General features: G+C 67.2%; 18 protein-coding genes. 6 read left to right on the top strand and 12 right to left on the bottom strand.

What is annotated here, in order from left to right:
* The first annotated feature begins 408 nt into the window (after nt 1-408).
* The 4 genes from BAC01S_RS20715 to BAC01S_RS20700 all read left to right on the top strand — a co-directional run bounded on the left by BAC01S_RS20715 (nt 409) and on the right by BAC01S_RS20700 (nt 9410).
* Entirely contained in the window at nt 409-1245 is an 837-nt protein-coding gene (locus BAC01S_RS20715) for an IclR family transcriptional regulator (protein WP_027796484.1), read from the top strand.
* A gap of 391 nt (nt 1246-1636) precedes the next feature.
* The gene (locus BAC01S_RS20710; protein WP_027796483.1) at nt 1637-2965 is read left to right on the top strand and encodes an MdtA/MuxA family multidrug efflux RND transporter periplasmic adaptor subunit; all 1329 of its coding nucleotides are present in this window, start codon (nt 1637-1639) and stop codon (nt 2963-2965) included.
* A gap of 6 nt (nt 2966-2971) precedes the next feature.
* The gene (locus tag BAC01S_RS20705) at nt 2972-6100 is read left to right on the top strand and encodes an MdtB/MuxB family multidrug efflux RND transporter permease subunit (RefSeq protein WP_027796482.1); all 3129 of its coding nucleotides are present in this window, start codon (nt 2972-2974) and stop codon (nt 6098-6100) included.
* A gap of 4 nt (nt 6101-6104) precedes the next feature.
* A complete protein-coding gene (locus tag BAC01S_RS20700; protein WP_027796481.1) occupies nt 6105-9410 on the top strand; it encodes an efflux RND transporter permease subunit in 3306 nt (1101 codons plus the stop codon).
* A 33-nt stretch (nt 9411-9443) separates the two neighbouring features.
* On the opposite strand, the gene BAC01S_RS20695 is transcribed toward BAC01S_RS20700, so the two are convergent.
* The 5 genes from BAC01S_RS20695 to BAC01S_RS20675 all read right to left on the bottom strand — a co-directional run bounded on the left by BAC01S_RS20695 (nt 9444) and on the right by BAC01S_RS20675 (nt 12606).
* Entirely contained in the window at nt 9444-9731 is a 288-nt protein-coding gene (locus BAC01S_RS20695) for an XRE family transcriptional regulator (protein WP_027796480.1), read from the bottom strand.
* Between the two features lie 10 nt (nt 9732-9741).
* A complete protein-coding gene (locus BAC01S_RS32050) occupies nt 9742-10041 on the bottom strand; it encodes a type II toxin-antitoxin system RelE/ParE family toxin (RefSeq protein WP_043203046.1) in 300 nt (99 codons plus the stop codon).
* 46 nt (nt 10042-10087) lie between these two features.
* Nucleotides 10088-10555, bottom strand: coding sequence for a hypothetical protein (locus tag BAC01S_RS20685; RefSeq protein WP_027796479.1), 468 nt, complete (start codon nt 10553-10555; stop codon nt 10088-10090).
* 29 nt (nt 10556-10584) lie between these two features.
* Nucleotides 10585-11148 (bottom strand): peroxiredoxin, encoded by a 564-nt coding sequence (locus BAC01S_RS20680; RefSeq protein ID WP_027796478.1) that lies wholly within the window; start codon nt 11146-11148, stop codon nt 10585-10587.
* A gap of 135 nt (nt 11149-11283) precedes the next feature.
* Nucleotides 11284-12606: an EAL and HDOD domain-containing protein gene (locus BAC01S_RS20675; RefSeq protein ID WP_027796477.1), complete on the bottom strand. Its 1323-nt coding sequence runs from the start codon at nt 12604-12606 to the stop codon at nt 11284-11286.
* Nucleotides 12607-12960: 354 nt separating this feature from the next.
* On the opposite strand from BAC01S_RS20675, the gene BAC01S_RS20670 reads away from it, so the two are divergent.
* Together BAC01S_RS20670 and BAC01S_RS20665 are read left to right on the top strand one after the other, a co-directional pair.
* Complete coding sequence (locus BAC01S_RS20670; protein WP_027796476.1) at nt 12961-14901, top strand: putative bifunctional diguanylate cyclase/phosphodiesterase; 1941 nt, start codon at nt 12961-12963, stop codon at nt 14899-14901.
* Between the two features lie 48 nt (nt 14902-14949).
* The gene (locus tag BAC01S_RS20665; protein ID WP_043203090.1) at nt 14950-16392 is read left to right on the top strand and encodes an HDOD domain-containing protein; all 1443 of its coding nucleotides are present in this window, start codon (nt 14950-14952) and stop codon (nt 16390-16392) included.
* Nucleotides 16393-16499: 107 nt separating this feature from the next.
* Here BAC01S_RS20665 and BAC01S_RS20660 read toward each other — a convergent pair whose 3' ends face one another.
* The 7 genes from BAC01S_RS20660 to aruF form a co-directional block, all read right to left on the bottom strand.
* On the bottom strand, nt 16500-17819 hold the full coding sequence (locus BAC01S_RS20660) for an EAL and HDOD domain-containing protein (protein WP_027796474.1): 1320 nt from the start codon (nt 17817-17819) through the stop codon (nt 16500-16502).
* Between the two features lie 357 nt (nt 17820-18176).
* Nucleotides 18177-18971, bottom strand: coding sequence for an ABC transporter substrate-binding protein (locus BAC01S_RS20655; protein WP_027796473.1), 795 nt, complete (start codon nt 18969-18971; stop codon nt 18177-18179).
* Nucleotides 18972-19216: 245 nt separating this feature from the next.
* On the bottom strand, nt 19217-20257 hold the full coding sequence (gene astE, locus BAC01S_RS20650; protein ID WP_027796472.1) for a succinylglutamate desuccinylase: 1041 nt from the start codon (nt 20255-20257) through the stop codon (nt 19217-19219).
* The gene (gene astB, locus BAC01S_RS20645) at nt 20241-21581 is read right to left on the bottom strand and encodes an N-succinylarginine dihydrolase (protein ID WP_027796471.1); all 1341 of its coding nucleotides are present in this window, start codon (nt 21579-21581) and stop codon (nt 20241-20243) included. The genes astE and astB overlap by 17 nt, the downstream gene beginning before the upstream one ends.
* Before the next feature lie 12 nt (nt 21582-21593).
* Nucleotides 21594-23057, bottom strand: a complete 1464-nt coding sequence (gene astD, locus BAC01S_RS20640; RefSeq protein WP_027796470.1) for a succinylglutamate-semialdehyde dehydrogenase — start codon at nt 23055-23057, stop codon at nt 21594-21596.
* On the bottom strand, nt 23054-24097 hold the full coding sequence (astA, locus tag BAC01S_RS20635) for an arginine N-succinyltransferase (RefSeq protein WP_027796469.1): 1044 nt from the start codon (nt 24095-24097) through the stop codon (nt 23054-23056). The genes astD and astA overlap by 4 nt, the downstream gene beginning before the upstream one ends.
* Nucleotides 24094-25191, bottom strand: a complete 1098-nt coding sequence (aruF, locus tag BAC01S_RS20630; RefSeq protein WP_027796468.1) for an arginine/ornithine succinyltransferase subunit alpha — start codon at nt 25189-25191, stop codon at nt 24094-24096. Before aruF ends, astA begins: the two co-directional genes overlap by 4 nt.
* Nucleotides 25192-25222: the final 31 nt, after the last annotated feature.

Raw genomic sequence — 25222 nt, 5'->3', positions numbered from 1 at the left:
GTGACGCTTTAAAAGTTCTAGCCATTCCGAGGGCCGTGCTAGAACCTGAGAGAGGGTATTTCGACTCGCGCCGCCGCTCCGGGCCGGACTGCGATCTGGCTGTGTTATGCGTAATGCATATGCCGCGACACATTAAAACCCGCGTGCCGCGGGGTCCTGTCGAAATGCGGTTCCATTTTTTACTGAGCCGCTGACTAAGTCAAGCAAAATCTCTCCGGATTACGCCATTCGATAAAACGCCCATCCGCAAGAATCGTTTGACTATTTAAGCCAGTTTTTAATATCCCTTGAGCGATTTGTGCTGCACCGCGCCGGTGCGTAATAAGTGCGCGATAATGGTCCCCACCTGCCGCCACGATCGCGGGACTCGCTGAAATACTGTTTCAAAAAAACGCAAATATACCTGAGATGACTTCCGCAACCGATCCGCGAGTGCGCGCCGAGGCGCTTCGCGACAAAGACGGTGCGGCCGACGAGGTGACGGCGCTCGCGCGCGGTCTCGCCGTCCTGCGCTGCATTGCCGCCGCCGACGCCCCGCTTTCCAACCGCGAGCTGACCGACCTCACCGGCATCCCCAAGCCGACGGTCTCACGCCTGACGGGCACGCTGGTCAGCACGGGCTTTCTCGTGCGCCTGCCGGACAGCGAGCGCTTCGTGCTGACTTCGGCCGTGCTGGACTTGAGCAACGGCTTCCTGCGCAACTCCGATATCCGCACCCGCGCAAGGCCCTATCTCACACGCCTTGCCGAGCGCACGGCGCTTTCCGTCCAGCTGACCGTGCGCGACCGGCTGGAAATGGTCGTGATCGACGCGATCCGCCCGCGTTCGGCCGTGCTGGTCTCGCGGCTCGACGTGGGCTCGCGCATCGAAATGAGCCGCACGGCCGTCGGGCGGGCGTGGCTCGCTTCCCTCACCCCGCCCGAACGCGACACGGTCACCGCCGCGCTGCAGGCCGCGGCCGGCAACGACTGGGGCCTCTTCGGCAGCCGCCTCGACGCGGCCGTCGCCGAGACCGCCGGGCGTGGCTACGCCATGACGATCGGCGACTGGCACGACGGCCTGAACGCGATCGCCGGCGCCTTCGTGGCTCCCGATGGCGAGCGCTATGCGATCAACTGCTGCGGCGCCTCGCAGCAGTGCCCGCGCGAATGGCTCGTCACGCATGCCGCGCCGCTGCTGCGCGAATGCCTCGCGGGGCTCGCCGCCGAAATCGGCGGCACCGTATGCCTGCCCGACGGCGTCTGACGAGACCCGGCCCACCGCCGCTCACGCCTATTTCCGCCGGCCGCACAGGCTTGAGGCGGCGTTCGGTCTCGTCCGCCGCGAGCCCTGTTACGGCGGTAACGGTTTGAAAGAAATGCCGCTGGACGCTATCCGAAGCCCCGACTAGCATCGTGGCCGTTGTGTCATTTTTGGCAGCGCAGCCACGCCAGCCAGCCACCCACGCATCGCCAGCCAGCCACCGCTCGCCGCAGCCTTTCGGCCGCCGCGCTTCCCGCGCGCGTCCAGCGTTTGCTAGAGTGACATCCTGACAATTTCCTTTCATAAACTTCGCGTAGCGTCGGCAATCCGCACGTCTGCCCGCAGCACCGGCCGCCCGACCCGACAGCCCGAAACGACCTGACCGATGGATCAGATGGATCAACAAGAAAAGCCGCTGGAAACGTCCCTTCCGGAAGCATCGCCGCGGCCGCCCCGCTCGCGCGGCAAGCTGGCCGCGCTCGCCGCCGTGCTGATTGTCGCGGGCATCGTGCTGTTGCGCTGGCAACCGTGGAACAAGGCGCCTGCAAGCGTCGCCACAGAGCCGGCGCGCGGCGGACATATGCGCCACGGCGGCCCCGGTGCGATGGCAAATTTGCCGCAGCCCGTCACCGTGGCGACCGCCGCGAACGGCGACATGCCCGTCGTCGTCACGGCGCTCGGCACGGTCACGCCGCTTGCCGACGTCACGGTGCGCACGCAGCTCTCGGGCACGCTGCAAAGCGTGAATTTCCAGGAAGGCCAGATGGTGAAAGCGGGCGACGTGCTCGCGCAGATCGATCCCCGCCCCTGGCAGATCTCGCTGGAGAACGCCGAAGGCCAGCTCGTGCGCGATCAGGCGCTGCTCGCCACGGCGCGGCTCGACCTCAAGCGCTACCAGACGCTGCTCGCGCAGGACTCGATCGCGAGCCAGCAGGTGGACACGCAAGCCTCGCTCGTCAAGCAGTACGAAGGGACGGTCAAGTCGGATCAGGCCAATGTCGACACCTACAAGCTCGACCTCACCTACGCGCGCATCACGGCGCCGGTCTCCGGCCGCGTCGGCCTGCGCCAGGTCGACCCGGGCAACTACGTGACGCCGGGCGACACTAACGGCATCGTCGTGCTCACGCAGTTGCAGCCTATCAGCGTGATCTTCACGGCCTCCGAAAGCGACCTGCCGGTCATCCTCAGGCAGATGCGCACGGGCGCGAAATTGCCGGTCGCCGCGTACGACCGCAGCAACACGACGCCGCTGGAAAACGGCCAGCTCGCGACCCTCGACAACCAGATCGATACCACCACGGGCACGGTCAAGCTGCGCGCAAATTTCGCCAACCCGGACCAGATGCTGTTCCCCAACCAGTTCGTCAACGCGCGCCTCACCGTCGACACGATCCGCAACGCGGTGATCGTGCCGACCGCCGCCGTGCTCAACGGCTCGCAGGGGCAGTACGTGTACGTGGCGAAGCCCGACAACACCGTCACCGTGCGGCTCGTGAAGGTCGGCCCCGTGGACGGCGAGCGCACGAGCATCGCTTCCGGGCTCGAAGCGGGCGAGCGCGTCGTGACGGACGGTTCGGACCGCCTGCGCGAAGGCGCGAAGATCACGATCCCCGCCGAACACTCAAGGCATGCCTCGGGCGCCAAGGGAGCCTCTGCCCCATGGGCCGCCTCCGGCGCGCATCGCCACCACCGGCATGCTTCGCAGCCGGAAGGCCAGTAAGCCCGCATGAATCCGTCCCGCGTCTTCATTCTGCGTCCGGTCGGCACCGCGCTCTTCATGGCGGCGATCATGCTGGTCGGCCTCGTCGCGCTGCGTTTCCTGCCGCTCTCCGCCCTGCCCGAAGTCGACTATCCGACCATCCAGGTACAGACCTTCTATCCGGGCGCGAGCCCGGACGTGATGACCTCGTCGGTCACCGCGCCGCTCGAGCGGCAGTTCGGCCAGATGCCGTCGCTCAACCAGATGTCGTCGCAAAGCTCGGCGGGCTCCTCGGTCATCACGCTGCAGTTCAGCCTCGACCTGCCGCTCGACGTGGCCGAGCAGGAAGTCCAGGCCGCCATCAACGCGGCCGGCAACCTGCTGCCCTCCGACCTGCCCGCGCCGCCCATCTACGCGAAGGTCAATCCCGCCGACGCGCCGATCCTCACGCTCGCCATCACCTCGAAAACGCTGCCGCTCACGCAGATCCAGGACCTCGCCGACACGCGCCTCGCCCAGAAGATCTCGCAAGTGGCGGGCGTGGGCCTCGTGAGCATCACGGGCGGCCAGCGGCCGGCCATCCGCATTCAGGCCAACCCGCGCGCGCTCGCCGCCTACGGCCTGAATCTGGACGACCTGCGCACGACCCTCTCGAACCTGAACGTCAACACGCCGAAGGGTAACTTCGACGGCCCCACGCGCGCCTATACGATCAACGCGAACGACCAGCTCACCGACGCGAACGCCTACAAAAGCGCCGTGGTGGCCTACCGCAACGGCCGCCCCGTGATGCTCACCGACGTCGCGACCATCGTGGAAGGCGCCGAGAACACGAAGCTCGGCGCGTGGGTGGACGGCGTGCCCGCGATCATCCTGAACGTGCAGCGCCAGCCGGGCGCGAACGTGATCCAGGTGGTGGACAGCATCAAGGCGATCCTGCCGCAGCTGCAGGAGTCGCTGCCCCAGGCGCTCGACGTGCAGATCGTCACCGACCGCACGACGACGATCCGCGCCTCGGTGCGCGACGTGCAGTTCGAACTGCTGATGTCGGTCGTGCTCGTCGTGCTCGTGATGTACCTGTTCCTCGGCAACCTCTATGCCACGGTGATCCCGAGCCTTTCGGTGCCGCTTTCGCTGATCGGCACGCTCGCGGTGATGTACCTGTGCGGCTTCTCGCTCGACAACCTCTCGCTGATGGCGCTCACCATCGCCACGGGCTTCGTGGTGGACGACGCGATCGTGATGATCGAGAACATCTCGCGCTACGTGGAGGCAGGCCGGACGCCGCTCGAAGCGGCCTTGAAGGGTTCGAAGCAGATCGGCTTCACGATTATCTCGCTCACGGTCTCGCTGATCGCGGTGCTGATCCCGCTCCTCTTCATGGGCGACGTGGTGGGCCGCCTCTTCCACGAGTTCGCCATCACGCTCGCGGTGACCATCGTGATCTCGGCCGTGGTCTCGCTCACGCTCGTGCCCATGATGTGCGCGAAGATGCTGCGCTCCATGCCAAACCCGACGCCCGCCGAAAGCCGCCGCTTCGAGGCGCGCGTGCATGCGTTCTTCGAAGCCGTGATCGGCCGCTACGGGGTGGCGCTCGAATGGGTGCTGGCGCGCCGGCGCCTCACGCTCATCGTGTTCGCCATCACGTTCGTTCTCACCGGCGTGCTCTACGTAGTGGTGCCCAAGGGCTTCTTTCCCGTGCAGGACACGGGCGTGATCCAGGCGATCACCCAGGCCCCGCAGTCGGTTTCGTATGCCTCGATGGCCGAGCGCCAGCAAGCGCTCGCCGCCGAAATCCTGAAGAACGACAACGTGGAAAGCCTCACCTCGTTCATCGGCGTGGACGGTACGAACATCACGCTCAACAGTGGCCGCATGCTGATCAACCTGAAGCCGCGCGACGACCGCAGCGAGACCGCGAGCGAGATCATCCGCGACTTGCAGAAAAGCGTCGCGCATCTCCCCGGCGCCACGCTGAACATGCAACCCGTGCAAGACCTCACGATCGACTCGACGGTGAGCCCGACGCAGTATCAATTCCTGCTCACCACGCCGAACATCGAGGACTTCACGACCTGGGTGCCGAAGCTCACGAACCGGCTGGAACAGTTGCCCGAGCTGGCCGACGTCGCGACGGACCTGCAGGACGAAGGCCAGTCGGTGTACGTCGAAATCGACCGCGCGAGCGCGTCGCGCTACGGCATCACGCCCGCAACGGTGGATAACGCGCTCTACGACGCGTTCGGCCAGCGCATCATCTCCACGATCTTCACGCAGTCGAACCAGTACCGCGTGATCCTCGAAGCCGAGCCGCAGCTACAGCGCTACACCGACGCGCTCAACGCGATCTACCTGCCCTCCTCGACCTCGACGACGGGGCAAGTGCCGCTCTCGGCCGTCGCGAGTTTCCACGAGCGCCCGGCGCCGCTGCTCGTCACGCATCTTTCGCAGTTCCCGGCCACCACGATCTCGTTCAACCTCGCGCCCGGCGCCTCGCTCGGCGCGGCCGTGAAGGCGATCCAGCAGGCCGAGGGCGACATCGGGCTGCCCGGCTCGTTCCAGACGCGCTTCCAGGGCGCGGCGCTCGCCTTTCAGGCCTCGCTCTCGAACGAGCTGTTCCTGATCCTCGCGGCCATCGTGACGATGTACATCGTGCTGGGCGTGCTCTACGAGAGCTTCGTGCATCCCGTCACGATTCTCTCGACGCTGCCCTCGGCCGGCATCGGCGCGCTGCTCGCGCTGATCATGACGGGCCACGATCTCGACATCATCGGCATTATCGGCATCGTGCTGCTGATCGGCATCGTGAAGAAGAACGCGATCATGATGATCGACTTCGCGCTGGAAGCCGAGCGCCAGGAAGGCAAGCCGCCGCGCGAGGCGATCTATCAGGCGTGCCTGCTGCGTTTCCGCCCGATCATGATGACGACCATGGCGGCCCTGCTTGGCGCCGTGCCGCTCATCCTGGGCAGCGGCGCCGGCAGCGAGTTGCGCCGGCCGCTCGGCATCGCCATTGCGGGCGGCCTGATCGTGAGCCAGGCGCTCACGCTCTTCACGACGCCCGTGATCTATCTCGCGTTCGACTCGCTCGCGCAGCGCATGAGAAAGCGCTTCGGCGGCTCGCCTTCCACGCCAGCGTCGTCTTTGGAACCATGACGCGATGAACCTGTCCCGCCCGTTCATCGCCCGCCCCGTTGCGACCACGCTGCTCGCGCTCGGCATCGCGCTCGCCGGCGTATTCGCCTTCACGAAGCTGCCCGTCGCGCCGCTGCCGCAGGTGGATTTCCCCACCCTCTCCGTGCAGGCCACGCTGCCCGGCGCGAGCCCCGAGACCGTGGCGACGAGCGTGGCGAGCCCGCTCGAACGCCACCTCGGCAGCATCGCCGACGTCACCGAGATGACCTCCCAAAGCTCGGTGGGCAGCACGCGCATCACGCTGCAGTTCGGCCTGAACCGTGACATCGACGGCGCCGCGCGCGACGTGCAGGCCGCCATCAACGCGGCGCGCGCCGACCTGCCCGCGAGCCTGCGCTCGAACCCGACCTACCACAAGGTCAACCCCGCCGACGCGCCGATCCTGATCCTCGCGCTCACCTCGCCCACGCTCACGGCGGGCCAGCTCTACGATTCCGCGGCGACCGTCCTGCAGCAGTCGCTCTCGCAGGTGGACGGCATAGGCGAAGTGGACGTGAGCGGCTCGGCCAACCCGGCCGTGCGCATCGAGCTCGAACCGCACGCGCTCTTTCACTACGGCATCGGGCTCGAAGACGTGCGCGCGGCGCTCGCCTCGGCCAATGCGAACAGCCCGAAGGGCGACATCGAGTTCGGCCCGCAGCGCTTCCAGCTCTACACCAACGACCAGGCGAGCAAGGCGAGCCAGTACAAGGATCTCGTGATCGCCTACCGCAACGGCGCGGGCGTGAAGCTCTCGGACCTGGGCGAAGTGGTCGATTCGGTGGAAGACCTGCGCAACATCGGCCGCGCCAACGGCAAGCGCTCGGTGCTCGTGATCCTGTACCGCCAGCCCGGCGCGAACATCATCGAGACCGTGGACCGCGTGATCGCGATGCTGCCGCAGTTGAGGGCCTCGCTGCCCGCGAACGTCGACGTGATTCCCACCTCGGACCGCTCGGTCACGATCCGCGCGTCGCTCAAGGACACGGAGCACACGCTCATGATCGCCGTGGCGCTGGTCGTCATGGTGGTGTTCCTGTTCCTGCGCAACTGGCGCGCGACGCTCATTCCGAGCGTCGCGGTGCCGATCTCGATCATCGGCACCTTCGGCGCGATGTACCTGATGGGCTTCTCGCTCGACAACCTCTCGCTGATGGCGCTCACCATCGCGACAGGCTTCGTGGTGGACGACGCCATCGTCGTGCTCGAAAACATCTCGCGCCACATCGAGAACGGCGTGCCGCGCCGGCAGGCGGCGCTGCTCGGCGCGCGCGAAGTGGGCTTCACCGTGCTCTCGATCAGCATCTCGCTCGTCGCCGTGTTCCTGCCCATTCTGCTGATGGGCGGCATTGTCGGGCGCCTCTTTCGCGAGTTCGCGCTCACGCTCTCGCTCGCCATTGCGGTGTCGCTCGTGGTCTCGCTCACGCTCACGCCGATGATGTGCTCGCGCCTGCTCGACGAGCCGCACGAGAAAGCGGCCGAGGGCCGCTTCGCGCAGTGGCTCGAACGCGGCTTCATGACCCTGCAGCGCGGCTACGAGCGCACGCTCGGCTGGGCGCTCGCGCATCCGCGCTTCGTGCTGCTCACGCTCATCGCGACGATTGCGCTGAACGTCGCACTCTACGTGGTCGTACCCAAGGGCTTCTTCCCGCAGCAGGACACCGGGCGGCTCACGGGCGGCATCGTCGCCGACCAGGCCACTTCGTTCCAGGCGATGAAGGTCAAGTTCGCGGAAATGATGCGCATCGTGCAGGCGAATCCCGCCGTCGATTCGGTCGCGGGCTTTTCCGGCGGACGGGCGACCAACTCGGGCTTCATGTTCGTCTCGCTCAAGCCGAAGAGCGAACGCAAGCTCTCCGCCGACGAGGTGATCGCCCAGTTGCGCGGCCCGCTTTCGAACGTGGCGGGTGCGCGCACCTTTCTGCAGGCCGTGCAGGACATCCGCGTGGGCGGCCGGCAGTCGAACGCGCAATACCAGTTCACGCTGCTCGCCGACAACACGGCGGACCTCTACAAGTGGGGGCCGAAACTCACCGAAGCGCTGCAGTCGCGCCCCGAACTGGCCGACGTGAACTCGGACCAGCAGCAAGGCGGCCTCGAATCGATGGTCACGATCGACCGCGCAAGCGCCGCGCGCCTGAACATCACGCCCTCGCAGATCGACAACACGCTCTACGACGCCTTCGGCCAGCGCCAGGTTTCGACGATCTACAACCCGCTCAACCAGTATCACGTCGTGATGGAAGTCGCGCCGCAATACTGGCAAAGCCCGGAGATGCTCGACCAGATCTGGGTGAGCACGGCGGGTGGACCCGCCAGCGGTTCGCAGAGCACCAATGCGACGGCCGGCACCGTAAGCGGGCCGTCCACGGGCACGAGCGGCTCGGCCGCAGGCGGCACCGCCGCGGCCACGGCGGCGAGCGCGGCGGCCATCGCGGCCGACTCGGCGCGCAACCTTGCGATCAACTCGCTCGCGGCCAGCGGCAAGTCGAGCGCCTCGGCGGGCGCGGCGGTTTCCACGGCGCAGGAGACGATGATTCCGCTTTCGGCCATCGCCTCGTTCGGGCCCGGCACGACGCCACTCTCGGTCAATCACCAGAGCCAGTTCGTCGCTTCGACGATCTCGTTCAACCTGCCGCCCGGCAAGTCGCTTTCGGACGCCACCGCGGCCATCTACGACACGATGGGCGAGATCGGCATGCCCGCCACGATCCACGGCAGCTTCCAGGGCACGGCGCAGGCGTTCCAGCAGTCCCTCGACAACCAGCCGATCCTGATTCTCGCGGCGCTGGCCGCCGTGTATATCGTGCTCGGCATCCTTTACGAGAGCTATATCCATCCGCTCACGATCCTCTCCACGCTGCCTTCGGCCGGCGTGGGCGCGCTGCTCGCGCTGCTGCTGTTCAAGACGGAGTTCAGCATCATCGCGTTGATCGGCGTGATCCTGCTGATCGGCATCGTGAAGAAGAACGCGATCATGATGGTGGACTTCGCCATCGAGGCGTCGCGCGAGGGCCTGAGCTCGCGCGACGCGATCCATCAGGCGTGTCTCCTGCGCTTTCGGCCGATCATGATGACGACGTGCGCGGCACTGCTTGGCGCATTGCCGCTGGCGTTCGGCACGGGCGAAGGCGCGGAGCTGCGCGCGCCGCTCGGCATTTCGATCGTGGGCGGATTGATCGTGAGCCAGATGCTCACGCTCTATACGACGCCGGTCGTTTATCTGTATATGGACCGGCTACGGGTGTGGTGGGAAAACCGCGGGGCGCGGCCTGCGGGGGCCGCGGAGTGAAGAGCCTTGACGGGCACTATTGCCGGCAAGCCCTCAAGCTGCAGCCAGCCGGAATTCCATTCGCTTGCCAAGCGCCGTCAGTGCGCTCGCGAGCGTCGTCAACGTCAAACTCGTATCTTCTTCGTCCAGCAAACGATTGAGCGCGGCCCGGCTCGTGTGCATCCGTTCGGCCATCGCCGTTTTCGTCAGCTTCCGGGCTTTCATTTCCCGCGAAATCTGCCACGCAATCACCCGCTTCATCGCGGTTGCCGTGGCTTCTTCGAGCCGGCCCTCTTCGGCGAGAAAATCGTCAAAGCTGCTGCCGATATGTTTGCTTGCCATATGAGGCCTCCTACGAATCTTGTTCCGCGAGCGAGTCGCGCAACTGCTTCAGGCGTGTATGCGCGAGCTTGAGATCGGTCTTGGGCGTCTCCTGCGATTTCTTGATGAATCCGTGTAGCAGGACCATCCGATCTTCAACGACAGTGAACAGCACACGGGCGACGCGCTGGCGTAGATCGACGCGCACCTCCCACAAATTTGCATCCATTTTCCGTACCAGCGGCATACCGAGCGGCCAACCCAATTCGACCGTCTTGATGTCGTCGCCGATGGTCTTTCGATCTTCGACGCCCAATGCTCTCGGCCAGATTTGTCAAGCCTTCCATCCTGCCGGCGCGCAACCGGAGCGCCGCTCATCAAAGCCGCTGCGCCATGGCCAGCGTAAAAATCCGCGTCCAGCGCTTTGCCTCGCGCTCGCTCGCCATCGGCACGTTCCAGACAGGGCGCTTCGTATCGACGACATCGAGCGCCACACACCAGCGCCCCGCCTCGCGCGCCGGCTGCGCGCCGCGCAGATCCGCGAAGATGTAGGCGCCATGTGCCCCGCCCAGCGTCAGCTCGCACAGCCGTTTGCCCGCCGCGAGCCGCACCGCGCCCCATTCGCCCGAAACGCCGTGGGTCCAGTCACCGTCGCCGCGCAGGTTCGGCGCCACGTCGCGGCGGCGCTGCCACCACCGGGCGGCGAGCGCCACGAGCACGGCTGCGACGACCACCGCCACGGCTACCGCGACATGCATGCCGAACCGCTGCGCGAGCGCGTGAAACGACACCACCGCGCCATAGACGAACGCGACGAACGCAAACAGCAGAACAAGAATGGGCATGCGACGAACCGGCGCGGCCAGCGCTACGACTACGGCTTCGGATGCTGCGCGGCCCACTCCTTCACGGCGCGCAACGTGTTCTCGACGTGCTGGTCGGGCGAGAGGCTCGTGTACTCGTAGATGATCTTGCCGTCGGGCGCGATCACATAGGACACGCGGTTGGCCATCGACTCGTGCATCGGCATCGCGGCGTCATACGACTTGATGATCTTCGAGTCTTCGTCGGCGGCCACCGGGAACTTGCTGCGGCACTCGCTCACCGAGAACTTCGTCAGCGTGTCGATATTGTCGTGCGACACGCCGATCACGGTCGCGCCGTACTTCTTGTACTCGTCCACGGCTTCGGCAAACTCGTGGGCCTCGATCGTGCAGCCTTTCGTGAACGCGGCCGGATAGAAGTAGAGCACCACCGGCCCCTTCTTCAGCTCGTCGGCGAGCGTGTACGTGTAGGTCTTGCCGCCGAGCGACGCCTCGGTCGTGAAGTCAGGCGCAGGGTCGCCGGGCTTGAGCGTCGCGTCGGCCGTGAGTGCGTACAGCGAGAGTCCGGCGCACAGCAATGCCGCGGCGCCCGCCGCGATGAATCGGGATTTCATGTCGATGCTCCTCTTCATGGCACGCCACGCGCCTCGTTGGCCCGGGCACGGCCGGGCACCCGCGCGGCGATGGCGTCATTGGACCATACAATCGCGGCGCGCGCAGGCGGGCGCTACACGCGCCCGCGCCCGACCTCAGCCTTCGGCGTAGGCGGTAAACCAGGCGCCCGCCCACAGGTTCAGCTCGGCGAGCAGCGGCAACGTCAGCGACGCAAACACGCCGCCCGCGGCGGCGGCAATCGACTGCGCCGTCTGATGGTCGCCCCGCTCGGCGCTCATGGCAATGCGCAGCAGCGTGCCCAGTTCGCCGTGATGGCCGTCCACGGCCCGGCTGATGGTCGGCGAGAGCCCGAGGCGTTCGAGCGTAAGCGCCGGCGTCGAGCCCACCAGCACGTGCACGAGGGAAAAAATACCGGTCATGAACGCGGCATCGGCAAAGTCGGAATTGTTCGGGTACAGGCTGCGCGCGGCCAGTTCCATGAAATGGGAGCGCGTGCCGGCCAGCTGGACGAGCGGGTCCGAGCCCCACGGCAGGTCGCGCCCGCTCGCATAGAGCAGCAGTTGCGCCCAGCGCGCGATCTGGCGCGTGCCCGCGGCGAGCACGGCCTCGCGCAGCGAGGCGATGGGCCGCGCCGGAGCATAGGCGCTCGAATTCACGAGCCGCAGCAGTTGCACGACAACGCCCGGATGGTTGCGCAGCTCCCGTTCGAGTTCGGCTACGCCGACGTCGCTCGCCACCAGCGCGAGCAGGCGCACGAGCGCGAGGCGCGACGTGCGCACGCGCGGCGCGCGCAGCACCTGCGGGCGCGCGAAGAAATACCCCTGGAACAGCTCGCAGCCGAGCGAGCGCGCCAGCTCGAAGTCTTCGCTCGTCTCGACCTTCTCGGCGATGAGCGTCTTGCCCGCCGCGCGGATCGTCGCGGTGATCTCGGGCAGCATGCCGCGCTCGGTCTGCATGAGGTCGACCTTGACGATGTCCGCGCAAGGCAGCCCCTTCAGCAGGTTCTCCGAGATCGCGCTCACGTCGTCCAGCGCGATGCGGTAGCCCGCGCGGCGCAGCAAGGCGAGCCGCTCGGCGAGCGCTTCGTCGAAACGCACGTGCTCGAGCACTTCGAGCACGAAGCGCCCGGGCGGCAGCAGGTGGATGATGTCGTCGAAGAGCAGCTCGCGGCTCACGTTCACGTAGCCGTAATGGCGGCCGAGCACGGCCGGCACGCCAAGCTGCCCCATCGTGCGCGTCATGACCTGGGCGGTCGCGAGCGCGTCGTCGTCGATATCCGCGCGGTTGTGCGCGCCGCCGCGAAACAGCAGTTCGTAGGCCGTCAGCGCGCCGCCGCAATCGAGAATCGGCTGACGGCCCAGATAGACGAACGGCTGCGCGGCCGGCACAGGGCCGCCGCCCGCGCCCCGCGCGGCGGGGATCGCCGCCCTGTCGGACGCTGACGATGAATCGGACATGGCGTATGACTCGAACAAAGGGAATGGCCGGCGGCGCGACGTCCCGCAAGACCGGTGCTGCGGCTGGCCGCCGCGTCGCCGCGCCCGATATTCATTGCGCATGACGTCGGCGTCCCGACCGGCGCCACTTTAACCGAATCCGCGTGCCAGCGCAGCGCCAGGACGGTGCAGCGGCACGCGAAAGCGAATTTTCTTTCCAGGCGCTAAAGATTTTCCCCAACCGGTCGATAACTCCCTCTGATGGGCGCCTTCAGCCGAAAGGCGGAGGCCGGTCCGCGGCCTCCGCGGCTCGGGCGCCCTGCGAAGACACACGCCACACATAAGCCGTATGGAACAGGGTTGTCAGCGATAGACATGGAAGCGAACAGGATCACGGCGCCCCGCCCGGGCTGGATGCGCACGGTCATCGACCGGATTCGCGCGCTCGCCGGTCGCCCCGACGGCGCCGCTGGCCGTTCTCGCGCCCCGCTCGCACCCATGCCCAACCCGTCGCCCGCCCGTCCTCCGGAACCGGAATCGCAACCGCAGCGCTCTCATGAAGTACCGGCCGCGCATGCCTATTCGAGTGCGGCGGACGCGGTCTCGCGCTCGTTCGAGGAAACCGCAAGCCCGGTGGACTTCCTCGCGCATGTGGACCGCGGCCTGCGCTTTCTCTATGTCTCGGACGCGAGCCTGCGCTTCGCCGGCTACCACCGCGAGTTCCTGCTCGGCGCCACGCTGCAGGACATCGTCGCACCCGATCATCTGCAACGGCTCGACGCCCTCTTCGATCGCGCGGCAAGCACCGGCGCGATCGAGAAAGACACGGTCGACCTCGTGAAGGCGCTCACCTATCCGCTCGCCGTCGAGCTGCGCGTGCAGCGCGCCTCCTATGCGGACAAGGACGGCTTCGCCGTGGCGGGCTTCGACGTTTCGGGCTGGCTGCGCGAGCAGCAGCGTCTCACGCATGCGCTGCACCACGATCCGCTGACGGGCCTGCCCAACCATACGGCGCTCGCACCCGAGCTCGAACGCGTGCAGGCCGAAGCCGACCTGTACGGCGTGCCGGTCGCGCTGCTGCTGCTCGACCTCGACGACTATCAGCGCGTGAACCGCGCGCTCGGCTACGACGCCGGCGACGAACTGCTGCGCGAAACCGCGCGGCGCCTCACGCATATCGCGCTCCAGGGCGAGCTGATCGCGCGCACCGGCAGCGACGAGTTCGCCATCGTCATCACGCCGCAGCCGCACGGCGATCCGGGCGAAGTGCCGGTCGCGGCCGAAGCGCTGGCGCGGCGCCTGCTTGCCTCGATCCTGCAGCCCTATACGTTTCGCAACCAGCCGGTGCACCTCTCGGCCAGCATCGGCATCGCGTTCCATCCTGCCCAGAGCGCGGCCGACGCGGCGGCGCACGCGGACCCCACGCCGCTCATCCGGCGCGCCGACCAGGCGCTCCAGCAGGCCAAGTCCGCGGGCGGCAACACGCTGATGCTGCATGTGCCCGACGACGATCCGGCCGACGCGCTGCGCCTGAAACTCGAGTCGGATCTCTACGACGGCGTGCGCAACGGCGAGTTCTCGCTGCACTTCCAGCCGATCACGAGCAGCGCCACGCGCGGCGTGGTCGGGGTGGAGGCGCTGATCCGCTGGCAGCACCCCGTGCACGGTCTCGTGCCGCCCTCCACATTTATTCCGCTTGCAGAATCCGTCGGCCTGATCAATTATCTCGGCAACTGGGTATTGAAGGCTGCCTGTATGCAATTGACCCAATGGGACGAGCAAGGCATTTCATTGCAGTACATTGCGGTCAACGTGTCGCCGCAGCAGTTCCGCAATCCGCGTTTCAAGGATAGCGTTCAGGAGGCGATCGAGCTTACCGGCGTCGATTCGTCCCGCCTCGTCTTCGAGATCACCGAAAGCCTGCTGATGCAGGACCCGCAGCATGCCAAGGCCTTGCTCGAAGAATTGACGGCGCTCGGCATCCGTTTCGCCGTGGACGACTTCGGCACCGGCTACTCCAGCCTCGCCTATTTGCAACGCTTCCCGCTCTCGAAGCTGAAGATCGACCGCAGCTTCGTCGAGAACCTGCTAACCTCGCGCAACGATCAGGCCATCGTGAACGCCGTGGTGGGCCTCGCGCGCACGCTCGACCTCGAGATCGTCGCGGAAGGCGTGGAAACCGAAGCGCAGCGCGAGCTGCTCACGAAGCTGGGCTGCGATCACATTCAGGGTTGGCTCGTGTGCAAGGCACTACCGTCCGAGGAGCTGGCGCAGCGTTTCAATGCGCGCTCGCTCTACGTTCATGAGGTACAGTGATGCGCTCAACCGACAAGGCGAGGCGTTCGCGGAATTGACATGGTTCAGATGGTAAAGGCAGTCCTGCTAGACCGGCTATGGGCACGCATGAACGAGCGTGGCGATTTCCCCATGCTGTCGCAGTCGCTGCGCGCCACGGTCGCCGCGATGACCAACGACGACTACGATTTCAACGCGCTGGTGCAGGTCGTGCTCTCCGACTTCGCCCTCACGCAAAAGGTGCTGCGACTCGCGAACTCGGCCATGTACATGGCGTTCGGCGGCAACATCACGACCGTCACGCGCGCGCTGATGGTGCTCGGCATGGACGCCGTGGGCCATCTCGTGGTGGGCCTGAAGATCGTCGACCACTTCCATCACAGCGCGCCGCGCCGCATCGACGCGAAGCTCGAACTGAACCGCACCATTCTCTCGGGCTGCGTCGCGCGCAAGCTCACCGAGCGCGGCGACCTGCGCGCGGGCGAGGAAGCCGTGGTCTGCACGCTGATGCGCCAGGTGGGCAAGCTGCTCGTCGTGTTCTACCTCGAAGCCGAGTGGGATCAGATCCGCCGCGAGTGCGACGAAGGCGCGGCCGAGGACGAGGCCTGCATCGCCGTGCTCGGCGTGACCTTCGACGAAATCGGCCAGGAGGCTGCGACGCGCTGGCGCATGCCCGAGATGATTCGCGAAGGCATGGGCGAATTCGATCCGCAAGGCAACGAACCGCGCCAGGTGCAGTGGCTGCGCGCGATCACGAACTACTCGACCGAAGTGGCGCGCGTCTTGACGACGCCGGACCTGACCGACGAGATGCGCGAGGAACATATCGCGGACCTCGCGAACTACTACGGCCGGGCACTCGGCACCGATCCGGAAATGCTCGTGCAGATGAGCCTCGCGCTGGCCAACGAAGAGGCCGACGACGGCGTGATGCGCGAGATCGTCGAACTGCGGGCCGACGCGGATGCCATCGCGCGCGAAGCGCTCGATCCGGAGGCGCGCATTGCGGCGGGCGTGGAAGATCTGCGCGCGCTGCCGCCCGACAGCCCGTTCAGCACCGCCCTCACGCTCGCGAACGAGACGGTGCTCGCGGGCCTTGGCTTCGCGCGCACGGTGGTGTTCGTGCGCGAAGGCGCAAACATGTTCGCGGCGCAGCGCGGCTTTGGTCCCGGCGTGGAAGGCAAGCTGCCGAAACTGCATTTCAACGCGGCATTCCAGCCCGACGTGTTCCACCTGGCCATCGCGAACTCGGTGGGCATCTTCATCGAGAATGCCCGCGACGCGAAGATGATCTCGCGCCTGCCCGCCTGGTACCGTTCGAGCTTCGACGACGCGCGCGCGTTCGTCCTCCTGCCCGTCGCGATCGAAGGCGATCAGCCCGTGGCGCTGCTCTACGGCGACTGGCTGCTCGATCAGGAGCCGAAGCGCATCTCGCAGAAGGAAATGAGCGTGCTCAACGATCTCGCCCGCGAGCTCGCGCGTTTTTTCTCGGTTAGCTCCGCCAACGTTTGAGCGGCCGAAGTAAAGAGGAGCACTAAAGACAAAGAGGCGGTGCATCGCACCGCCTCTTTGTCTTTCGGCTGATACGCAGCGGGCGGCCCAGCCACCCCCAATCGCCCTCAATCGTCGATACGCTCCAGCCCCGTCGCCTCGGCATTGCGGTCCGCCATGCCCGCCCACTCGCCCGCCGCGAGGGCGAGCGCCGCGACCGCGCCCGCGTCGAGCGGCGCGAGCTGCACACAGGCCGCATCGACCGCGTTCCAGTCGCCGTGCTCCAGCGCCTCGATCACATCGAGCAGCTGGCCCAGCACCCCTTCGCGGCCGACGATCGCCGCACGAATGGGGCGCGCGAGCGTAAGCATGTCGACGGTCGCGGCGAGCGGGCCGCCGAACACGGCGTCGACGAACGAGAACACGCCTGCGAGAAACGCGGCATCCTGCTCGTCGCGCCCGGCCTCGGACAGCTGGCTCACCGCGAGCTCCATGAAGCGCGCACGCGTGGCCGCGAGCTGCAGCAGCGGATCGTCTTCGAGCGAGACCTTGCGGCCGTCCGCGTAGAGCAGCAACTGGGTCCAGCGCGCGATGCGGTTGGTGCCCGTCGCGTTGATCGCCTCGCGCAGCGTGGATACTTTGTGCCCGGTTCCGAAGCTCGGCGAGTTCACGAGCCGCATCAGGTGCATCACGAGCACCGGATTCAGCTTCAGCTCGGCTTCGAGCTGCGCGACGGTCGGCTCCGAGGCGAGCAACTGCAGCAGATTCAGAAGCGCCTGGCGCGGCGCGCTCGCGCGGCGGGCGCCGCCCTGCGGCCTCGCGAAAAAGTAGCCCTGGAAGCGGTCGAAGCCAAGCGCATGCGCGCGTTCGAAATCGGTCTGACTCTCCACGCCCATCGCCACCAGAATCTTGCCCGCCGCCTTCAGCACGCTCGCGAACTTCGGCAGCAAGGCGGGCTCGATGCGGCGCAGATCGATTTTGACCGCTTCGACATAAGGCAGCAGCTTCGCGAAGGCTTCGTTCGCCCCGGTTACGTGATCGAGCGCGAACCGGTAGCGGCGCCCATGCAGTTGCGTGAGCCGCGCCACGAGCGCCGGGTCCGCGCCGATATCGAGCGGCAGCTCGAACATCACCCGACCGGCAGGCAGGCGCAACACGGCTTCGTCGAACAACGCATCGCGCGTCACGTCGAGCCAGCCCGGGTGCTCCACCAGCGCCGCGCGCGCCGCCGGCGCCGCGAACGCCGCGATGAGCGCGGGGCCCACCGCCGCGGGCGCTTCGGGGTCGTCGCCGCGATCGATCACGCGCGGCAGCATCTCGTAGCCGCACAGCATGCCATCCCGGTCCAGCAAGGGCTGGCGGGCGAAGTAAATGTCGTACCGGTTCGCGGCTGAATCGTCTCCCGCGGCTCCTGGCATGGGTGGCCGATCGGCGGCATTCAAGCTCATGGGGTCCCTCGCGTAGCGCCCTGCTGCACGCTGCTGCATGTGGCGTCTGGTTCTTGGTAGCGTCGATGCAGGATGCTGTGCCTTGTGCGGCACGCCCCGGCAAATCCTTACCGATTCTATCCTGGCCAGTACGGCGGGAATACGTCGACACGCGCCGATTCGGCAATATTTTTGGCCCCGCCGTGGGCAATGCCGACACCGCGCTCGCTCCGCGGACGACCCGACGCGCGCCCATGCCGTGCAGGCAAAGGGGTCAAATCTTGCCAGGTATTTCGGAATCCCTATCAATTCGCCGAAAAAACAACCGGCCGGATACGCTCCGGCCGGTTTTCCTGCCCGTGTCCTGCTGACTTGTGCTTATTTCAGCACGACCTTCACGTCGAAGTATTTCGCGGCCAGGCGGTCGATCGTGCCGTCCGCCTTCAGTTCCTTGATCGCCTCGTTCAGCTCGGCCTTCAGCTGCGCGTCGCCCTTGCGCACGCCGTAGCCCACGCCCGAGCCCAGCAGCTTCTCGTCGGTCACGGCCGGGCCGGCGAACGCGAAGCCGGCGCCCTGCGGACGGTTCAGGAAGCCCTTCGCGGCGGCCTCGCCGTCCTGGAACGCGGCGTCGAGCCGGCCCGAGGCGAGGTCGGCATAGATCTGATCCTGGGTCTGGTACGGCACGACGTCCACGCCCGCGGGCGACCACTTCGCCTTCGCGTAGGCCTCCTGGATCGTGCCCTGCAGCACGCCCACATGCTTGCCCCTGAGCGATTCGGCGGTCGGCAGCAGCGGGCTGCCCTTCTTCGCGATCATCTGGTTCGGGATCGCGTAGATCGGGTCGGTGAAGTCGATGGCCTGGCGGCGCTGCTCGGTGATCGTCATGTCCGAGTTGATCGCATTGAACTTGCGCGCTTCGAGGGCCGGAATCAGACCGTCGAACGAGTTTTCCACCCACACGCACTTCGCCTTGAGCTTCGCGCACACCGCATTGCCCACGTCGATATCGAAGCCTTGCAGCTCGCCCGCGGGCGACTTCGATTCGAACGGCGCATAGGACGCCTCCACGCCGAAGCGGATTTCCTTGATGTCGGCGGCATGCGCGGCGCCGGCTGCGAGGGTCGAGGCCGTGCAGAATGCGAGAGCGGCCAGCTTGTTCCAGTTCATTTTCATGTGTCTCTTTCCAGTCAGATATGACGCGCTATGGCGCGCCGGCACAGGATCGCTGCGCCAATATCGCGGCTCAAACGGGAGCGCCCTTTGTGGTGCACCGCAACAACCGCGAGGGCGCAATTGTACAGCGTGTGCACACGGGGTCTGTCGGCGCGCCATGGTGCGGCACGCGTGCGAATTTGCAAGTGGATGTCGTGGATGCGCAAGCGCGGGCGCGGCGCCTGAAGCGCCATGTCCGCGCCGCTTCAGGCAAGCGCGCCGAGTGTGGCGTCCGTCGTCTCGACGACGAGCAGGCCCGCGCGCAAGCCGGGCTTGACGCTGGGATTGGGAAACACGATGCGCTCTTCGTCGTGTGCCACGACGTAGCGATAGTCGCCGTCGTTGGCCAGCACCGTGCCGCGCGCGAAGGGCGTGAAGTTCGGCACGTCCGCGGCCACGTGCAGTTCGAATGCGTCGCTTTGCTTCGTGATCTGGCCGATCACCGTAAAGACGCGCGGCGGCGGCGCATGCGCGTCGGGTGCCGCGCCGGCCACGAGGCGACGCGCGGCCGCATCCGCGTTGGCGAAGCGCGCGAGGTCGTTCTGGCCGAATGGCCGCACCTTGCCGAGCTCGAGCGTGCAGGCCGTGGCGCCGCAGGTGCCGGCCGTGAACGCCGAGTAGGTCGTGCCTTTTTCCGTGTGGATCAGCACACAGCCGATGCGTGCGTCGGCGAGCCACGCGAACATTGCGCGCGACGGGACAGCACCGGTATACGGCAGCAGTGCGAACTGTTCAAAGGCGGAGGCACGAATCGCCGTGTGCATGTCGAGATGCCAGCGCGCGTGCGGCGCGTCGGAAGCAGCAGCGAAAAAGCGCCGTGCCTGCATTTCGAGCGCAGCGGCGCGCGGCGCTTCCGCGCTCGCTCCTGCCTGCGCATGACGACCGCCGAAGAGGCGGTTCAGATCGTCGTCGAGATAGCGGCGCGCCTCGCGCATGGCCGCCACGTTGCCGAGCACCACCAGCAGACGGCACGCAAGGGCCGCGCGCCCCGCCGCGATATCGGCCACGTGCTGCGAGAGCAGTTCGACCGGCGCAGTTTCGTCGCCGTGGATCCCGGCCGAGAGCAGCACGCTCTTCGTCGCGGCTTCCGCCCGCGCCGGCTCGATCTGCAGAACCCCGTCATCGAGCCACTGCCAGCGCGCACCGTTCGCGCAGGTTCCGCGCGCGTCGGCCTCGCTCGCGGGACGCTCGCTCGCAAGCGTGTAGCGCAGAAAGTCGGCGAGCAGGGTTTCAGCGCTGGAAGTCATAGAGGGAGCCGAGGCCGAGGATCTGCGTAAGTTCGTCGAGCGCCGTGCGCGATTCGGCGAGCAGCATCGGATCGGTCAGGTCGTGCGGCGCGAGGCGGTCGCGATAGTGCTTTTCGATCCACGCGTCGAGGCGCGCGAACAGCTTGTCGTCGATCCACACGCCCGGCGCCACCGCCGCGCGTTCCGCCTCCGAAAGCGCCACACGCAGACGCAGACACGCCGGACCGCCGCCGTTCTTCATGCTCTCGCGCAGGTCGAACACCAGCACTTCGTCGATCGGGCCGCTCGTCGCCACGAGTTCGTCGAGGTAATGCGCCACACGCGGATTCTCGCGGCATTCCTGCGGCACCACGAGGATCTGGGTGCCGTCCGCCCGGCTCAGCAACTGGCTGTTGAACAGATACGACGACACGGCATCCGCCACGCTCACCTGCGCATCCGGCACCTCGATCACGTGAAACGGCGCGCTGTGCGCCGCGAGCTTCCGGCGCAGTTCGTCGTACACGGCCTTCTGCTCCACGAACGCCAGCTCGTGGCAAAACAGCGTGCTGCGGTTGCCCACGGCGATCACGTCGTTATGGAACACGCCTGCGTCGATCACGTCGGGGTTCTGCTGCGCGAACACGGTCGCGTCGTCGGCCAGGCCATGGCGCTGCGCCACCGCGCGGCTCGCTTCGAAGGTCTGCCGCGCCGGGAAGCGCTTCGGTTCGGGTCCGCGGCGGTACTCGCTGCGCCCGTAGACGAAGAACTCCACGCCACGCTCGCCATATTGCGCGCAAAAACGCGTGTGATTGGCCGCGCCCTCGTCGCCGAGCGCGGGCGTGCCCGGCAGCGCCTCGTGCACGACGAAATGCGACGGATCGGCAAAGATCGCACCGAGCGTGCGGCGCGTGGCCTCGTGCTCGATCGCGCGATGCAGCTTGCTGCACAGGTTCGCGGGCGTGAAGTGCACGCGGCGCTCGGGCGTGTCGGCCGACGGGCTCACGGTGGCCGCGTTGGCCGTCCACATGGCCGACGCGGAACTCGCCGCCGCCAGCAGCTCGGGCGCCTCTTTCGCGGCCTTCGCGATGGCTTCGGCATCCTTGCCGGTGAAACCGAGCTCGCGCAGGAGGCGGATCGACGGCCGCTCCTGCGGCGGCAGGACACCCTGGGCAAAGCCGAGGTCCGCGAGCCGCTTCATCTTTCGGAGTCCCTGGCGTGCGGCCGCCTTCGGGTTCGCAACGGACTTCTCGTTGCTCTGCGATGCCACGTTGCCGAACGACAGGCCGGCATAGTTGTGGGTCGGGCCGACGAGTCCGTCGAAGTTGGCTTCAAGGGTTTGCATCGTCGATCCTCTTCAGAAATGCAGGCCCGGCGAAACGCTCGCGGGCATTTGCAGTTGCGCGCTTTCCACCGACGCCATCGGGTAGGCGCAGTAGTCGGCCGCGTAATACGCGCTCGGACGCTGATTGCCGGAGCGGCCCGTGCCGCCGAAGGGCGCGCCGCTCGACGCGCCGTTGGTGGGCCGGTTCCAGTTCACGATGCCCGCGCGGATGTCGCGCGCGAACCGCTGCCAGAGCGCTTCGTCGTCGGCGAGCAGGCCTGCCGAGAGACCATAGGCCGTGTCGTTCGCGCGCGTGATCGCCTCGTCGAAATCCGCGTAGCGCGTCACCTGGGCGAGCGGCCCGAAATGCTCTTCGTCGGGCAGATCGGCCACACCGGTCACGTCGAGAATCGCGGGGCTCACGAAGCCGAGCGACGGGTCGCGCTGCGTCATCGGCAGCAAGGCGCGCGCCCCGCGCCCGATCAGCATGCCCTGCGCGCTCACGAGCTTCGCGGCCGCGCGCGCCGAAATCACCGCGCCCATGAACGGCTGCGGATCGGCGTCGTATTCGCCCACGGCAATGCGCTCGCTGACTTCGACGAAGCGCGCGAGGAAACGGTCGCCGAACGCGCCCGTCGGCACGAGAATGCGGCGCGCGCAGGTGCAGCGCTGCCCCGCCGAAAGAAACGCCGACTGGATCGCGTGATGCACGGCCGCGTCGACATCCTCCACCGGCGCGACGACGAGCGGATTGTTGCCGCCCATCTCGAGCGCGAGCACGATCTCGGGCCGGCCGCCGAACTGGCGGTGCAGCAGCGTGCCGGTGTCCGAACTGCCCGTGAAGAAGAGCCCGTCGATCTGGCGATGATTCGCGAGCGCGATGCCCGTCTCGCGCTCGCCCTGCACGAGGTTCAGCACGCCCGCGGGCAGGCCCGCCTCGCGCCACAGCTCGACCGTCACGCGCGCGACATCGGGCGCGAGTTCGGACGGCTTGAACACCACGGCGTTTCCTGCGATCAGCGCGGGCACGATATGGCCGTTGGGCAGATGCCCCGGGAAGTTGTACGGGCCGAACACGGCGACGACGCCATGCGGACGGTGCCGCAGCACGGCCACGCCGTCGGCCATCGGCGTGCGTTTCTCGCCGGTGCGCTCGCCGTAGGCCGCGATCGAAATCGCGACTTTCGCGGCCATGGACGCCGCCTCGGTGCGCGCTTCCCACAGCGGCTTGCCGGTCTCGCGGCCAATGGCCTGCGCGAGCTGTTCCTTGCGTTCGGTCACGAGCGCGGCGAAGCGGCGCACGATCTCGCAGCGCGCTTCGAGCGACGTGTGCGACCAGGCGCCGAACGCGCGGCGCGCGGCGCTTACGGCACGGTCCACTTCCTCCGCGGTCGCGGCGTGGCCGCTCCACACGGTCTCGCCGGTGCCCGGGTTGCGCGAGGCGAATGCCGGGCCCGAAGCCGCGCGCCATTGCCCGTCGATAAAAAGCTCGTTCATGAGTATTCCTGTTTAATCTTTGGCGCGGGTCCGAGCACGCGCACGGGGTCGCCCGCCGCCACGTTCAGGGCTGCCGCTTCTTCTGCATTCAGCGTGAACACGCCGTCGTGCACCGTGCCGGGCGCAAAACCCACGCGGAAGTCGCCGGACGACGTGTTCGAAACGAGCGAGCGCGCGCCCTGGACTGCCGCCTCGTGCGTGCCGATCTCGACGGGCACCACCACGCTCTCGCGCACCGTGCGCAGGTCGGTGATGTGGCATTCGAGCACCGGGCCCGCGTCGAAGATGTCCACGTGATTCTCATAGCGCAAGCCTTCGGCCTCGAGCATGCGGCGCGCGGGAATCGTGTCGGCGTGCGTGAGGCCCACGGCCGCCTGCGCTTCGTCGGGCAGCAGCTCGACATAGACCGGGTGGCGCGGCATCAGCTCGGCGAGGAAGGATTTACGGCCGTGCGCGCTCAGGTAGTCGGCGGCGTTGAAGTCGATCTGATAGAAGTGCGAACCGACTGCGCGCCAGAACGGCGAGGTGCCGTCCGCATCGAAATGGCCGCGCAGCTCCGCACAGATGCGTTCCGGGAAGCGCTCGCGGAACTGCGCGATGAACATGAAACGCGAGCGCGACAGCAGGCTGCCCACGCCGCCCGTGCGGTAGCGCGGCGAGAGGAACAGCGAGCAGACCTCGGCGTAGCCCGTGAGATCGTGCGAGATGTTGAGCGCGCGCATGCGTGTCCAGATGCCGAGATCCTGGCTCGCGTGCACGACCGTGCTCACGCGGTAGTTGTAGAACGGCTGCTGCAGGCCCACCGCCGTTTCGATGCCGCACACGCCCGCCACGTCGCCGGTCGCGGTGTCTTCCATCACGAAGAAATAACCGGCCTCGGCCTGCGCGGCCTCGCCCGCGAGCGTGCGCCGCGTGCGTGCGATGCGCGCAACCAGGGCGTCGCGGTCCGGCTTGAAGGTGGTGAGGCCGGGGCCGGTCTCCTGGGCTAGCGCGACGAGCGCGTCCACATCGCCCGTCTGCACGACGCGAACCACGATCATTGCGACTCTCCCGTCGATTGGTCTTCCGTTTCGGTTGTCTCGCGCCATAGCGGCGCGCAGCGCACGATATCGCCGTCCTGCACGCCGAGCGCGGCGCGCGCGGCGGCGTCGAGCGGCGCTTCGCCGTGTACGGCGCGGCGCGGCGTGCCGCGCGCCCCCTCAGGCAAGGGTGCAAAGTTAGCGAGCACGCAGCGAAACTCTCCCGCGCGCTGGCTCGCGACCATCCAGGACGCACCCGGCGCGCCTGCCGCCGCCTCGCGCACCGTGCGGCTTTCGTTGGCGGCCACCGCGGCCGTGCGGTCCACCTGCGCGGTCAGCACGGGGCCCGCGTCGAAAATATCGACATAGCGGTCGGGCTCGAAACCCTCTTCCAGATGAATCTCGTAGGCGAGCAGCGCGCTCGGGTCCGGCTCGCCCAGCACGCGCTGCGCGGCTTCGGGCAAAAGCGGCACGTAGATCGGATACGCAGGCATCACCTCGGCGATGAAGGTGCGGCTGCGGCCGCCCGAAGCCATTTCGATGTCCTTGAAATCGCGCCCGAAGAACTTGCGTCCCACCGCTTCCCAGAACGGCGACACGCCGGCCTCGTCGGTCACGCCGAGCAGCAGCGTGAACACCTCGGGCGTGAAGCGCCGGCGGTTCATCGCCACGTACATCATGCGGGCGCGCGACATGAGATGCGCGGCGGCGTCGCCGCGCAGCGAAGGGTCGATATAGAAGCCCGCCAGACGGCTCTTGCCGGTGAGTTCGTGCGACATCTGCAGCGCGTGGATCTTGCGATTCACGTGCAGTTCGCGCGAGGCGTGAATCAGCGCATCGTTGCGAAACGCGTAGAACGGCTCCGAATAACCGGCTGCCGCAACGAGGCTCGACGTGCCGACGAGCCGCCCCGTCGCCGAGTCTTCCAGCACGAAAAGGTAGAACTCCTCACCGGGGAAGTCCACGTCGGCGCGAAACGAGTCCTCGGAGAGCGCAATGCGCGCCTCCAGCGCCGCGCGGTCGTGCGGCAGCGAATGCAGCACCGGCTGCGCGGTACGCGCCATATGGGCGATCGCGTCGAGGTCGGCAAGCCTTGCGGGGCGAACGAAAAGCATCGTCGGTCCTGTGTCGGTTGAACGGCGGCGG

Origin of the sequence: Paraburkholderia acidipaludis NBRC 101816, from assembly GCF_000684975.1 — a bacterium.
GTDB classification, from domain to species: domain Bacteria; phylum Pseudomonadota; class Gammaproteobacteria; order Burkholderiales; family Burkholderiaceae; genus Paraburkholderia; species Paraburkholderia acidipaludis.
Note: the sequence above shows the minus strand (reverse complement) of the source record. Positions and strands in the feature narration are given on the sequence as shown.